At 37.2% G+C, this 12989-nt stretch carries 17 protein-coding genes and 1 tRNA gene; 9 read left to right on the top strand and 9 right to left on the bottom strand.

Annotated features, from left to right (window positions below):
• Positions 1-15 precede the first annotated feature (15 nt).
• Both AC58DT_RS03595 and AC58DT_RS03590 read right to left on the bottom strand, forming a co-directional pair.
• On the bottom strand, positions 16-669 hold the full coding sequence (locus tag AC58DT_RS03595) for a DUF4290 domain-containing protein (RefSeq protein WP_497215443.1): 654 nt from the start codon (positions 667-669) through the stop codon (positions 16-18).
• A gap of 75 nt (positions 670-744) precedes the next feature.
• Positions 745-1035: a DUF493 family protein gene (locus AC58DT_RS03590; protein ID WP_062621497.1), complete on the bottom strand. Its 291-nt coding sequence runs from the start codon at positions 1033-1035 to the stop codon at positions 745-747.
• Positions 1036-1117: 82 nt separating this feature from the next.
• On the opposite strand from AC58DT_RS03590, the gene AC58DT_RS03585 reads away from it, so the two are divergent.
• From AC58DT_RS03585 to AC58DT_RS03565, 5 genes are all read left to right on the top strand, one after another.
• Positions 1118-1663 (top strand): AAA family ATPase, encoded by a 546-nt coding sequence (locus AC58DT_RS03585; protein ID WP_497215442.1) that lies wholly within the window; start codon positions 1118-1120, stop codon positions 1661-1663.
• Entirely contained in the window at positions 1660-3558 is a 1899-nt protein-coding gene (locus AC58DT_RS03580) for a RecQ family ATP-dependent DNA helicase (RefSeq protein ID WP_497215441.1), read from the top strand. The genes AC58DT_RS03585 and AC58DT_RS03580 overlap by 4 nt, the downstream gene beginning before the upstream one ends.
• Before the next feature lie 4 nt (positions 3559-3562).
• Positions 3563-4513: a methionyl-tRNA formyltransferase gene (gene fmt / locus AC58DT_RS03575; RefSeq protein WP_497215440.1), complete on the top strand. Its 951-nt coding sequence runs from the start codon at positions 3563-3565 to the stop codon at positions 4511-4513.
• 181 nt (positions 4514-4694) lie between these two features.
• Complete coding sequence (locus AC58DT_RS03570; RefSeq protein ID WP_062620916.1) at positions 4695-4967, top strand: HU family DNA-binding protein; 273 nt, start codon at positions 4695-4697, stop codon at positions 4965-4967.
• A 205-nt stretch (positions 4968-5172) separates the two neighbouring features.
• Positions 5173-5733, top strand: a complete 561-nt coding sequence (locus tag AC58DT_RS03565; protein ID WP_497215438.1) for a YqgE/AlgH family protein — start codon at positions 5173-5175, stop codon at positions 5731-5733.
• Here AC58DT_RS03565 and AC58DT_RS03560 read toward each other — a convergent pair.
• Both AC58DT_RS03560 and AC58DT_RS03555 read right to left on the bottom strand, forming a co-directional pair.
• Positions 5730-6575: an aminotransferase class IV gene (locus tag AC58DT_RS03560; protein ID WP_497215437.1), complete on the bottom strand. Its 846-nt coding sequence runs from the start codon at positions 6573-6575 to the stop codon at positions 5730-5732. The genes AC58DT_RS03565 and AC58DT_RS03560 overlap by 4 nt on opposite strands.
• A gap of 57 nt (positions 6576-6632) precedes the next feature.
• Entirely contained in the window at positions 6633-7019 is a 387-nt protein-coding gene (locus AC58DT_RS03555; protein WP_497215436.1) for an START-like domain-containing protein, read from the bottom strand.
• 195 nt (positions 7020-7214) lie between these two features.
• On the opposite strand from AC58DT_RS03555, the gene AC58DT_RS03550 reads away from it, so the two are divergent.
• The 3 genes from AC58DT_RS03550 (at position 7215) to AC58DT_RS03540 (ending at position 8355) form a co-directional block, all read left to right on the top strand.
• Positions 7215-7288, top strand: a tRNA-Met gene (locus AC58DT_RS03550).
• A gap of 251 nt (positions 7289-7539) precedes the next feature.
• A complete protein-coding gene (locus AC58DT_RS03545) occupies positions 7540-7698 on the top strand; it encodes a hypothetical protein (RefSeq protein ID WP_157881719.1) in 159 nt (52 codons plus the stop codon).
• 513 nt (positions 7699-8211) lie between these two features.
• A complete protein-coding gene (locus tag AC58DT_RS03540; RefSeq protein ID WP_497215435.1) occupies positions 8212-8355 on the top strand; it encodes a hypothetical protein in 144 nt (47 codons plus the stop codon).
• A 14-nt stretch (positions 8356-8369) separates the two neighbouring features.
• Here the strand turns inward: AC58DT_RS03540 and hisS are convergent, their stop codons facing one another.
• Positions 8370-9743 carry a histidine--tRNA ligase gene (gene hisS, locus AC58DT_RS03535; RefSeq protein ID WP_497215434.1) on the bottom strand — a complete coding sequence of 458 codons (1374 nt, stop codon included), beginning with the start codon at positions 9741-9743 and terminating at the stop codon, positions 8370-8372.
• A 159-nt stretch (positions 9744-9902) separates the two neighbouring features.
• Here hisS and AC58DT_RS03530 point away from each other — a divergent pair, with 159 nt between their 5' ends.
• Complete coding sequence (locus tag AC58DT_RS03530; protein ID WP_497215433.1) at positions 9903-11144, top strand: ABC transporter permease; 1242 nt, start codon at positions 9903-9905, stop codon at positions 11142-11144.
• An 80-nt stretch (positions 11145-11224) separates the two neighbouring features.
• Here the strand turns inward: AC58DT_RS03530 and AC58DT_RS03525 are convergent, their stop codons facing one another.
• From AC58DT_RS03525 to rpsF, 4 genes are all read right to left on the bottom strand, one after another.
• Positions 11225-11698 carry a DUF6495 family protein gene (locus AC58DT_RS03525; protein WP_497215431.1) on the bottom strand — a complete coding sequence of 158 codons (474 nt, stop codon included), beginning with the start codon at positions 11696-11698 and terminating at the stop codon, positions 11225-11227.
• A gap of 66 nt (positions 11699-11764) precedes the next feature.
• Complete coding sequence (gene rplI / locus AC58DT_RS03520; RefSeq protein ID WP_497215429.1) at positions 11765-12310, bottom strand: 50S ribosomal protein L9; 546 nt, start codon at positions 12308-12310, stop codon at positions 11765-11767.
• A 16-nt stretch (positions 12311-12326) separates the two neighbouring features.
• A complete protein-coding gene (gene rpsR, locus AC58DT_RS03515; RefSeq protein WP_497215428.1) occupies positions 12327-12623 on the bottom strand; it encodes a 30S ribosomal protein S18 in 297 nt (98 codons plus the stop codon).
• A 3-nt stretch (positions 12624-12626) separates the two neighbouring features.
• Complete coding sequence (gene rpsF, locus AC58DT_RS03510; protein ID WP_062621494.1) at positions 12627-12965, bottom strand: 30S ribosomal protein S6; 339 nt, start codon at positions 12963-12965, stop codon at positions 12627-12629.
• Positions 12966-12989 lie beyond the last annotated feature (24 nt).

The raw sequence follows: 12989 nt of genomic DNA, 5'->3' as shown, positions 1-12989 counted from the left end.
ATAATGGTTGAAATTTTAATAACGCTTGCGGTTGCGGTTATTTGATTTGTAATTTTTCTTGTTGGAAGAGTTGGTATTGAAACGCTTTTTGTTTTTCATCAAATCAGAAGCGTTACTCAAATCTTCATCGCTATTCTTTAGGTTTATTTTTCCGCCGGAAAGTTCAAAAAGATGTTCAAAGATAACTTCGTCCTCCACAGTATCCTTGTTCCAGTTTAGAAAACATTTTTTCATGTGATTGGCAATGGTAAGGATAAGTCCCTCTTTTTTATCGCCTTCTTCCCAACTGTTTGCAACATCAATCATTCGCTTTATGTTGTTACCATAAAAACGGTATTTGGGATGGTTTTGTGGATAGTTCAAGGGTTCCGGCCTTTCCATTAATTCTTCACGGGAAGGAATTGGGAAAGGAGAATCCACATCAAGTTTAAAATCGGAGATTATAAAAAGCTGGTCCCAAAGCATGGGCTGAAAATCTGGCACATCGCGAAGGTGCGGGTTCAGGTTTCCCATAACCGCGATGATGCTTTTGGCAATTTTATTACGCTCTTCTTTGTCCTCGGTGGCAATGGCGTGGTCCACCATCTTTTGTATATGGCGGCCGTATTCCGGAATAATCAATTTTGGGCGCTCTGTATTATATTCTATTTGTGCTACTTCTTGTATCAAAATGTTTTAATTAAGGGAAGAATATTTGTGTATTCGGAAAGATTGAAAATCATTTCTCTCGCAAAATACTAAAAATTAAAGTGAAATTACACCTTCAACGTTGGAAACTTCAAGATATTTTTTCACTACATCATCGGGAGATTCCATCGTAACTTTTATTGAAATGCTGGAATAGGTTCCTTTTGATGAATCACGTGTTGCTATTTCGGCATCGGTACCGTCAAAAATAGCTTCTATTTCTGCTATTTTTTCTAAGCTGGCGGGTACTATAAACTTGAACAGATAAGGTGAAGGCCACGTGGTATCTTCTTCAAGTTGTTTTTTTAATCGGTCGTAAAATTCTGTGGTGTTTTTTCCTTGATCCATCAAATAATTTTGCTCTGTGAGCAACAAAGATACACTTTCACCACAAATATTTATTTACTTACTTTGTAGAAAATTGTAACTTTTGGACACGAGAAGAATTGTAATTACCGGTGGGCCCGGCTCAGGAAAAACGGCACTAATTAATTATCTGGAAAAAGAAGGCTATCCCGTCATGCACGAAATTTCAAGAGATGTAATTCTTGAAGCACAAAAAGAAGGGATTGAACAATTGTTTTTGGAGAATCCTATTTTATTCAGTGAAAAATTATTGGAAGGCAGATTGAAGCAGTTTCACGAAGGAAAAAATTGCGCAGCCCCCGTACTTTTTTATGACCGCGGGATGCCAGACGTTACTGCTTATATGGACTTTGTTGCTACCCATTATCCTGAAAATTTTTGTGAAACGTGCAATGAATACCGATATGATGAAATATTTGTGCTCCCCCCCTGGGAAGAAATTTACGAACAGGACAACGAGCGCTACGAATCTTTTGAACAGGCCGAGAAAATATTTCATTTCCTTAAAAATGGTTATCAAAATTATGGATATAAAATTCATGAAGTACCCGTGGGCACTATTAAAGATAGAGTCGAAAATATTCTGAATCACCTTAAAAATACACCTTGACGAATGTCCGCGACATCCTGACCAAATATTGGGGTTATACTTCCTTCAAACCTTTGCAGGAAGAAATAATCGCATCCGTAATGGACGGGAAGGATACTGTGGCACTTTTACCCACAGGCGGCGGAAAGTCACTCTGTTTTCAGGCTCCTGCTTTAGCACTAGAGGGTACTTGTATTGTAGTTTCACCTTTGGTAGCATTAATGGGCGATCAAGTGAATGTTCTAAAGGAGCGCGGGATAAAAGCGCTAAAGCTAACTGGCGGAATTTCTTTTGATGAACTAACCACACTTTTGGATAACGCCCTTTACGGAAATTATAAATTTCTTTATCTATCGCCCGAACGGCTTCAGCAGGAAATAGTCCAAAACTACATCAAGCAGATGAACGTGAATTTAATCGCGGTTGATGAAGCACACTGTATTTCGCAATGGGGAAATGATTTCAGGCCTGCCTATAAAAACATTATAGTGCTTCGCGAAATACATCCGCTGGCACCCATCATCGCACTTACAGCTACGGCAACGCCCGAGGTTTTGGAAGATACCATTTCAGAATTGAAAATGGAATTTCCTGCGATCTTCAAAAATTCCTTCGTTCGCGAAAACCTTTCATATCAAGTTTTTAAAGTGGAAGACAAACTTTACAAAACCGAACAACTGCTTAAAACAAACAAAGGCTCTGCAATTGTGTACGTGCGAAATAGAAAAGGTACCATTGAGATCAGCGAACAACTAAATAGTTTAGGCATTTCTGCCACTTTTTATCACGGGGGAATTTCAGCAAAGGAAAAAGCACAAAAACTGCAAGCGTGGCGCAACGGGGTTGTCTCTACTATGATTGCAACCAACGCTTTTGGGATGGGCATTGACCACCCAAACGTTCGCTTTGTGATTCATCTTCAAATACCCGAAAGTTTGGAGAGTTATTTTCAAGAGGCCGGACGCGCGGGACGCGATGGCGAATATGCTTCCGCGATACTACTATATAATGAGTACGACAAAATATATGTGAAGCAACAATTTGTGGAATCGTTGCCCACAACTTCAGATTTGAAAACTATTTACAGAACACTGAGCAATTATTTTCAGATTCCCTATGGTGAAGGAGAATTCACAAAACACAATTTTGGTTTTTCAGAATTTTGCAGAACTTACAGCCTGAATACCCTTTTAGCGTACAATGCACTCAACAGTTTGGACCGTTTGGGGATTATTCAACTTTCGCAGGAGTTTGGACGAAAATCCATTGTGCATTTTTTAATTTCCTCTCAAAAAGTGTTGCACTATTTTGAAAAGGACATAACGGTTTCTGTCATTGGAAAAACAATTCTTCGTATTTATGGCGGTATTTTTGAAATGCCCACGGCCATCAATCTGGATTTGATTGTGAATAAAACGGGGCAGCCCATTGAAACCGTAATTTCAATATTAAAAAAAATGGAGCGCGACCAGGTCGTGGAAATGACGCTGCAGATAACCGATGCCACACTTACGTTTTTGGTTCCAAGGGAAGATGACAAAACTATAAACGTAATTTCACGCGAGGTGGAAGCACTAAACCGAAAGAAAAAGGCGCAGGTAAATTCCGTTCTCAATTATATTGAAAATACCAAAACTTGCCGAAGCGTGCAGCTGGTTTCCTATTTTGGTGAAACTACTGCTTCAAAATGTGGCATTTGTTCGGTTTGCAAAGCGCTAACTTCAAAATTTTCAAAAACCGATATGCAACAACTGGCAGGACAGATTTTGGCACTACTTGAAGAATCGGAATTAACTTCGCGGGAGATTTCAGAAAAACTTACTTTTGCCGAAACTGATATCCTGAAAGTACTCCGTTTGCTTATGGATGCCGAGAAAATAAGTGCCAATCCAAAAAAACAATATTATTTAAACTGAAAAAATGCAAAACGATTTAAGAATAGTATTTATGGGAACGCCCGACTTTGCTGTGGGGGTTTTAAAAGAAATGGTGGAAGCAGGCAAAAATATTGTGGGCGTAATTACGGCACCTGACAGGCCAGCGGGCCGGGGCAGAAAGCTGCTGGGATCAGCGGTGAAGAAATATGCGGTTTCACAAAATTTAAAAGTATTGCAACCCACAAATTTAAAAGATGAATCATTTCTTGAAGACTTAAAAAATCTGAATGCCAATCTTCAAGTAGTCGTGGCTTTTAGAATGCTTCCAAAAGCGGTTTGGCAAATGCCCGAGTTGGGAACTTTCAACCTACACGCTTCACTTCTTCCACAATATAGAGGTGCGGCTCCTATAAATTGGGCAATAATTAATAGTGAAGAAAAATCGGGCGTTACCACTTTCTTTATTGATGAAAAAATTGACACTGGTTCAATTATTGCCAACAAGGAAGTAGTTATAGAAGAGAATGAAACGGCGGAAACACTTCACGATAAACTGATGGATGAAGGGAGCAAACTGGTTTTGGAAACACTTGAATTGATTGAGAAGAGAAAAGCAAACCCAAAACCACAGCCCAAGACAAGCAATTTAAAAGAAGCTCCAAAACTCACATCAGAAAACACGCGTATAGACTGGACAAAGCCAGGAAAGGAAATTGCTTCTTTTATTCGCGGGCTTTCACCCTATCCAGTAGCATGGACTATTCTTCATAATAATAATGAGGAATTGAAGACAAAGATTTATAGCGCAAGCTTTGAGAGAAGTGAGCAAATTTTAAAACCTGGAAGTATTCAAATTTCCAAAAAAGAACTAAAAGTAGCCTGTGCAGATGGATTCATTATTATAAAAGAAATACAACTTCCCGGTAAACGCAAAATGGACGTTTCTTCGCTTTTAAATGGTTATTCATTTGATGAAGATTCCAAACTATCGTGAACCCTTGTCAGTACTGATACTATTAAAAACACATAAAAAAGCATCAAGTTTATTAACAAACACCCCAAGTTATCAACAAAAATAACGATTTCCTGCGTGGTTACTTGCCTGAACGGATATTCCTGTTAAATTTGTAGGGCAATTAATCGAAGTTTAACCAACAATTTAATTTAAAAAAATTATGAACAAATCAGATTTAATCGATGCAATGGCAGCTGATGCCGGAATTACAAAAGCTGCTGCTAAGAAATCTTTAGAGTCTTTCTTGGGCAACGTTCAAAAGTCCCTTAAAAAAGGTAACAGAGTATCACTTGTAGGATTCGGATCTTGGTCAGTATCAAAAAGAGCTGCTAGAGAAGGAAGAAACCCTCAAACAGGTAAAACCATTAAAATTGCTGCTAAAAAAGTAGTTAAATTCAAAGCTGGTTCAGATTTACAAAACAGTGTAAACTAAATTGTAAAATATTTTACAACATTGTTAGCCCTTCTTTTCATTTAAATGAAAGGAAGGGCTTTTTTATTTATCTGAACCATAGTTAATTACGAATTTTCAATAAAAAATTATATTTAACTAATAATAAATCAATCAAACAACCATCTCAGTGAATTTTTGGTATTTCTAAAATTATTCCTTAGATTTAAATTACCAAAAAAACTATATGACCACTTTAAAACCAGCCAAGGGACTATTATTGGTCGCAGAACCCTCTATTATTGGGGATGTATCCTTCAACCGATCTGTCGTGCTTTTGGCCGAGTATAATGAAAGTGGATCTGTGGGGTTTATTCTTAACAAGCCCCTTCAATACAAGCTTCGCGACTTCGTTCCTGAAATAAATTCAAAACTCCCCGTATTTAACGGAGGGCCGGTTGAACAGGACAATCTTTATTTTATTCATTGCATCCCAGAAATTATTCCAGACAGTATTGAAATTTCCAACGGTATTTATTGGGGTGGGGATTTTAGTGCAATAATCGATTTATTAAAAGACGACAAGTTAAATAAGAACCAAATACGTTTTTTTCTGGGCTATTCTGGTTGGGAGAGTGAGCAATTAGAGCAGGAACTGGAAGTAAATAGCTGGGTGGTAGTCCCAAATAACTACAACAATTCGATTATTGGCAAGACAAATATTAATTTTTGGAAAGAAAAAATGATTGAGTTTGGGGGCGACTATATTTTATGGTCCAATGCCCCAGAAAATCCAAGCTTCAATTAATCCATTCTAGCTTTTAGGTTCAACTTTGGCAGCAATATCTTAGCTGTAGAATTCACAAATTCCTTTTTTCTGTATTTTGTAACGGAAACAATCCCTTGAATGGTGTTTGTTATAAAGATTTCGTCCGCTTTTTGAAGTTCGAATGGAGAAATAGAGGCTTCCCGCAACCCAAGTTCTGGTGTTGTATTTATAATAGAAATAAGCTGTTTGCGCAAAATTCCGTTTAAACAACCATCCAAAAGTGGCGGGGTTTTAACAATATTTCCTGAAATCAAAAAAATATTTCCGTTAAGTGCTTCCACTACTTGCTTGTTTTCATTCAGCAATAGGCAATTATCATAATTATTTTCTTTTGCATAAATACTTCCCAGAATATTTACAATTCTATTGGTTGTTTTTAATGTTGAAAGCAAGCCAGAGTTTATAAAATGGTCCTTGAAAAGTTCAATTTCGCAATCCGTTTCTGCTAATGTATAAAAAGGCTCCTCTAATTTTTCAAAAGAAATGGCATAGTCAACTTCATTCGTTGTCGGCGTATATTTCCCTCCTGTTTTACGCCACACAATAATTTTCACACGAACAGCGGCACATTTTTTTTCAGAAGAATTGATTGTTCGCAAAATTTCTTCCTCTAAAAATTCCATTGTAAAATTCATCGGAATTTCCATTCGTAGAATTCGCATAGATGCCATCAATCGAAAATAATGGTCTTCCCAAAAGTATATTTTTCCTCCTGAAAACCGAAGTGTTTCAAAAACAGCATCGCCATAATTAAGGCCTCTATTGTCCAAAGCAATTATTGCTTTGGAATTTTCCAGCAAGGTTCCGTTTAAGTTTATCATAAAAAAACCGCCCACTTTTAAGTGAACGGCGCAAAGATATTATAATTTAAAAGGATTTTAGACTGATCCCAAAATTGACTTTAGGTTGGAAATCATATTTTCCCAAAGCATTTTTCCTTCTTCTACTTCATCTTCTTCGGCAAAATCCGTTACCATTAGCGAAACATCTTTTGTAATTTCATCAACCTGAATGCGAAGTTCAAAGTAAAAATCTTCACCCTCATCTTCTACCCACCTAAATTTGATGCGTTCAGGGCTTTTTTTACTGAGCAGTTTTGCGCGCTCTTCACTTTCAGACCAAATAAATGTATAAAACTCACCACGTGAATTTACGTTGTCTGCATACCATTCGGAAAGGCCCGAAGGCGTTGAAATATATTGATATAAAAGTGAAGGGGAAACCTGGATGGGGAATTCCATTTCATATTTTATTTTATCTTCCATAGCTCTTTGTTAGTTGATGCCCAATATATATATATTAATTTTAACCTCAAATGAAAGATTGAAAATTTTTCATTCAAATGAATTTGCTAAAAAGAGGAAATAATTTCAATAAAAACAGAACCTAATATTTGCGACAGATTATTTTGTTTCTATCTTTGCAGCCGCTTAGACATAAAGTTTGCAGCAAAAAAATATGGCGAGGTAGCTCAGCTGGTTAGAGCGTCGGATTCATAACCCGGAGGTCGCGAGTTCAAGTCTCGCTCTCGCTACTAAAATCCCCAAGGATAATTCCAAGGGGATTTTTTTGTTTGATACCTTTATACTGGAAAAATAATCAATGCTACTTCTGTAAGAAATGTCTTTCGAAAACGAAAAAATCTTCCGTTGGTCGAAAATTTCTTGGGTATATGCCCATTATTCTTACATTTGTTAAAATCTAGTTAATAAATAATTGAGCAACAGCTTTATATAGGTAGATTAAACGTTTAATTTTACTCTTGAACTTTTAAAACCTATTATTATGAAAAATTATTTATTTGCATTAGTAATGCTAGCAGGTCTAGCTTTTAGCTGTACCCCAGAAAACCAAATTAGCGATGAGCAACAAATCGACAAAGTCAAAATATGTCCGCCAGGAGACCGAAACTGTAACGGGATTCCTGATAATCAAGAAGACTAAAATAAGTTTTTACTTAATTTTTCTTGCAATTGTAGCGGTGCTATCACCGTTCTTACACATCTTTTATATTTTTAATGATAGAGAGGGCATATTTGGATTTTCATACATGTCCTCTTTTATGTATTCTTTGAGCCTTCCACTTATGGCAATCTGTTCTGGATTACTTTTAAAATTTGTCGCTCAACAAGTTTTGGAATTTAGAATGTTTTTAATTTTTATAAGCCATTCATTTCTTTTCGTTGGAATATTTTTTATAATTTACACCTTGGTTCCATTAACAGATTTTTCCACCTCTATATATTTTATCTCTCTATTTATACTTTCAGTTGCCCTTACTTTTGCCGCTCATTTTTTACACCGGGCTATATTTACTACAGAACAACGCCTCAAAAAAATAATATCAAAACTTTTCGACTTTATAATTCTTGAAACTCCCCGCAAACACGTTTCAGAGGAAAAACAGATTGACTATGTTATTTCCTATGAAAAGATTATTAACGAAATTGGGGATGAATGAAACAAACAATGACCAACCTTACTAAACTGCGTATTTCCGGTATGCTTTCTGAAGCGGCCCAACGGGAAGCTGAGCAAAAAATAATGGAAAAACGCAAACAGGAGTATTCAGAAAATGAAGCTCGAATAAATTTTGTTTGAAAATAATTGAAACTTTATTGGGCCAGCATTTTTTCCAATTCTGAATAGCTCACGGATGATTGCGCACCACTTTTCATGTCCTTAAGTGTGTATTGTTGTGCTTCCATTTCCTTTTCGCCTGCCAATACCGTAAAAGGAATATTCCGTTTGTCCGCATAGCCCATTTGCTTGCCCATCTTAGTATCATCGGGATACAATTCAGCCTTTATCCCTGCGTTGCGCAAATTTGTTATCGCTTCCATTGCATACAGCGCTTCCTTATCTCCAAAATTTATAAAAAGCGCCTTACTGTTTTCTGAAACCGTTTTGGGGAAAAGATTCAGTTCCTCAAGAACCAAATAAATACGGTCCAATCCGAAAGAAATACCAACACCGCTAATATTCGGCATTCCAAAAATTCCCGTTAGGTCATCGTACCTTCCGCCACCGCCAATGCTGCCCATACTTACTTCGGCAGGAGCCGCGACTTCAAAAATAGCACCCGTGTAATAATTTAAGCCACGTGCAAGCGTAACGTCAATATCCAGCGAGGTTGTTTGTAAACCGAGTGTTTCAATATTTTCTGTAATAAACTCCAACTCTGTTACGCCTTTCATCCCTAATTGAGAGCCATCGAGCAAACCTTTTAGGGAATTCAATTTTTCTACATTGCTGCCTTTAAAGGAGAACAGTGGTTGCAGCTTTTGGAGTGCTTCATCTGAAATACCTTTTTCGCGCATTTCCTTTTTTACGCCTTCCTCCCCTATTTTATCGAGTTTATCCAAAGCAACCGTAAAGTCAATCAATTTATCTTCGGCGCCGATGGTTTCGGCGATGCCGCTCAATATTTTTCGGTTGTTGATTTTTATGGTTACGCCCTTTAAACCGAGTTTGCTAAAAACGGCATCGTACAATTGCACAAATTCTACTTCCTGCCAAAGCGAAGTAGAGCCCACAACATCTGCATCACACTGAAAAAACTCACGGAAACGGCCTTTTTGCGGTCGGTCGGCACGCCATACGGGTTGTATTTGATAACGTTTAAAAGGGAAGGTGATTTCGTTTTGGTGTTGCACAACGTAACGTGCAAAGGGAACTGTAAGATCGTACCGGAGTGCTTTTTCAGAAATTTTTGAAGTTATTTTATTACTGTCTTTTTCGGAATATAAATCCTCGTCTACTTTTGAAAGAAAATCGCCACTGTTCAAAATCTTAAAAATCAACCGATCGCCCTCTTCGCCATATTTCCCCATCAAAGTCTCGCTGTTTTCAAAAGAGGGCGTTTCAATAGGTTGAAAACCATAGAGCGAAAAGGTTTCTTTGATTACATTGAAAATATAATTGCGGCGCGTAACTTCCTCTGGGTTGAAATCGCGCGTTCCTTTTGGGATGGATGGTTTTTTTGACAAAATCTGTGAGCTTTTGATTTTTTATATTCTGCTTGGCAAATATCCTAAATAATAATGAAGTTTGCCACAATAAGATTGGCGGAAAAAATTATTTGCCTCACTGTTATTCTGTAACTTTATTGCCCCTTTACAGTCTAACGGTTAACACAAACTAAAAATATGTTTTCACTTTTCCGGGAAAATGTTCGAATTGCGCTGGATTCCATTAAAAGCCAACTCCTAAGGACCATTCTTACCATTGTTATTATTGGAATTGGCATATGGGCACTCGTTGGCATATTGAGCGCTGTGACGGCGCTGGAAAACACTATTTCGGGCAATTTTGCCTCAATGGGCGCCAATACTTTTAATATTCAGCAATACGAATTTACCGTACAGTCAAATAGAAGTGGAGAAAGAGAGAAAGTCAATCCAATAATTAGCTACAATAATGTACGTGAATTTATTGATAAATATGAATTTCCGTACACACAAACGTCCCTTTCATTTCAGGGCACATCCACCGCCGAAGTAAAATACGGTTCTGAAAAAACCGATCCGGAAGTACAGGTTTATGGCGTGAATGAAAACTATTTGGAAAACACGGGAACCGAAATTGATAAAGGAAGAAATTTCACCATTTTTGATGTACAGAATAACAACAAGGTGTGTTTAATAGGCTCTGATTTTGTAAAAAATCTTTTTGAAGATGAAGACCCAATCAATAAAACCATCAGTATTCGCGGGGTGAAATTTAAGGTTATTGGTTTGTTGGAATCCAAGGGATCCACTTTTGGGAACAATCAGGATTTAAAGGTTTTGATCCCTGTTCAGGTTGCTCGTGGCATTTTTACACAACCCAATATTAATTACAATTTAAGTGTAAAAGTGGATGACAAACAAATGATGGAAGCCGCACAGGACGAAGCTATCATTACTTTTAGAAATATTAGAGGCTTAAATCCTGTGGAAGAAAACAATTTCGGTATTGAACGCAGTGACGATTTAATAAACCGCATCGCAATGATTACGGGTTATTTGGAAGCCGCAGCGTGGATAATCAGTATCATTACCATTTTGGGCTCTTCCATAGCGCTTATGAATATTATGCTGGTTTCGGTAACCGAACGTACACGGGAGATTGGTGTGCGAAAAGCAATGGGCGCGAAACGCTCCACAATCTCTACCCAATTTTTTATGGAGACCATAGTTATTGGACAATTCGGAAGTGTTTTGGGGATTATCCTGGGAATTTTAACCGGCTTTGCGTTTGCCAAAATCTTTAAGTTTGACTTTACGCTACCCTGGGCCGCGATCATCTGGGCAACCATCATCACTTTTATTGTTGCAATAATTGCCGGTTCCTATCCTGCTTCAAAAGCGGCGCGGTTGGATCCTATTGAAAGTTTGCGTTATGAATAATAGAGAAAATTACAACTAACAATTCCAAATCCCAATCATATTCAATTTTGGATTTGAGAAATTTTAACCGGTGCTTTTAATTATTCGCTTAACAAGTCGCTGAAATACGTATAAAGCTCTCCTTTGGTTATTACCGAACCTTGTTTTATCAAAACAAAAATATCTTTGTTGCGATCATCAGTGATTGCTTTTGTGGAAGTATATAGATTTACCGAATCATCATGAAGATTTTGTTGCAGCCACTTGTAACCATAATCTGTTGTAATATCTATATTTTCATCATCAATCTTTATGGCTATCAGTTCCATAAATGCTTCAGAAATATGAAAAAGCATTAATTGTGTTGGTGAAATGTGTTCCAAATACTTCACCTTATTTAATACTCCTTCCCAAATTAGATCACTGAATATATCGAGCTCCTGTTCGGCAACTTCGGGTTTTTCAGTTTTAAGTGTTTTCCATTCATCAGCGGTAATGGACTGTGTGGCCAAAAAATTAATGAATTCCTGGTGCAGTTCCTCAAATTGTTCTTTTGTTAATCTGGTGTACTTCATAAGTTTGTAAAAAAATAAAACCTTCCCCGAAAACGGGAAAGGTCTTAAAACAATTAATCGTGTTATTTAGTTTACTTCTTCCGAATTTGCTTCTTCAGAGGTAGTCTCTTCAGCTTTAGCTTCTGCCTTAGGCTTAGCTTCTGGTTTTGATTTTGTTGCCGGTTTAGCTTCAGCAATCACTTCAAAAGTGAAGTTGCTTATCACATCTCTATGAAAACGGATAGTAGCATCGTAAGGACCGGTACGCTTAATGGCGCCACCAGCAATAGTGATGTACTTTTTATCAATAGACACACCTTCTTTTTCAAGAGCATCTGCAAGATCTGCATTTGTAACAGAACCAAACAACTTATCGCCCTCGCCAGTTTTGGCGGTAATTTTAATTTCAAGACCGTTAAGTTTCTCTGCCTGGGTTTTAGCTTCGTCAACCACTTTCTTTTCTTTAAAAGCGCGTTGTTTCAAAGTTTCAGCCAATACTTTTTTAGCCGAAGGAGTAGCAAGTACTGCGTGCCCCTGTGGAATCAAAAAGTTTCTTCCGTAACCGTTCTTTACGGTTACCACATCATCTGTAAATCCCAGATTTTCTACGTCTTTTTTTAATATAAGTTCCATAATGTTCTCTGGTTTTTTATTTTAATAAATCGGCTACGTAAGGCATAAGTGCCAAATGGCGCGCTCTTTTTACGGCAACTGCCACTTTGCGCTGATACTTTAATGAAGTTCCGGTAAGTCTTCTTGGAAGGATTTTACCTTGTTCGTTCACAAATTTCAATAAGAAATCTGGATCTTTATAGTCAACATACTTAATACCCGATCTTTTGAAACGACAGTATTTTTTAGTTTTGTTGGTCTCTATGTTAAGCGGGGTAAGATATCTTATCTCTCCGTCTTTTTTTCCTTTTGCTTGTTGTTGTAATGTAGCCATAATTTAAGCTGATTTTTTATTGCGGTTTCTTCTTTTTTCTGCCCAAGCAATTGCGTGCTTGTCAAGGCTCACTGTAAGGTAACGCATAAAACGTTCGTCTCTTTTAAATTCAGTTTCAAGTTCGTGAACTACTTCACCGTCAACGGTGAATTCAAAAAGGTGATAAAACCCACTTTTTTTGTTCTGGATTGGGTAAGCAAGTTTTTTCAAGCCCCAATTTTCTTTGGATATCATCTCAGCACCTTTAGAAACAAGAAGATCTTCGTATTTCTTTACTGTTTCCTTTATCTGGTCTTCAGATAAAACGGGATTTAAGATGAAAACAGTTTCGTAATGATTCATAAAAAATCTATTAAAATTAATGTT

The sequence above is a fragment of the Aequorivita sp. CRS11 genome (genome assembly GCF_059693805.1).
This window is presented reverse-complemented; position numbering and strand designations above follow the sequence as displayed.

Coding starts and splice junctions, on each gene's coding strand:
- AC58DT_RS03590 (WP_062621497.1), bottom strand. CDS start 1,035: ATGGATCAAGGAAAAAACACCACAGAATTTTACGACCGATTAAAAAAA.
- fmt (WP_497215440.1), top strand. CDS start 3,563: ATGCAAAACGATTTAAGAATAGTATTTATGGGAACGCCCGACTTTGCT.
- AC58DT_RS03570 (WP_062620916.1), top strand. CDS start 4,695: ATGAACAAATCAGATTTAATCGATGCAATGGCAGCTGATGCCGGAATT.
- AC58DT_RS03565 (WP_497215438.1), top strand. CDS start 5,173: ATGACCACTTTAAAACCAGCCAAGGGACTATTATTGGTCGCAGAACCC.
- AC58DT_RS03560 (WP_497215437.1), bottom strand. CDS start 6,575: ATGATAAACTTAAACGGAACCTTGCTGGAAAATTCCAAAGCAATAATT.
- AC58DT_RS03555 (WP_497215436.1), bottom strand. CDS start 7,019: ATGGAAGATAAAATAAAATATGAAATGGAATTCCCCATCCAGGTTTCC.
- AC58DT_RS03545 (WP_157881719.1), top strand. CDS start 7,540: ATGAAAAATTATTTATTTGCATTAGTAATGCTAGCAGGTCTAGCTTTT.
- AC58DT_RS03540 (WP_497215435.1), top strand. CDS start 8,212: ATGAAACAAACAATGACCAACCTTACTAAACTGCGTATTTCCGGTATG.
- AC58DT_RS03530 (WP_497215433.1), top strand. CDS start 9,903: ATGTTTTCACTTTTCCGGGAAAATGTTCGAATTGCGCTGGATTCCATT.
- AC58DT_RS03525 (WP_497215431.1), bottom strand. CDS start 11,698: ATGAAGTACACCAGATTAACAAAAGAACAATTTGAGGAACTGCACCAG.
- rplI (WP_497215429.1), bottom strand. CDS start 12,310: ATGGAACTTATATTAAAAAAAGACGTAGAAAATCTGGGATTTACAGAT.
- rpsR (WP_497215428.1), bottom strand. CDS start 12,623: ATGGCTACATTACAACAACAAGCAAAAGGAAAAAAAGACGGAGAGATA.
- rpsF (WP_062621494.1), bottom strand. CDS start 12,965: ATGAATCATTACGAAACTGTTTTCATCTTAAATCCCGTTTTATCTGAA.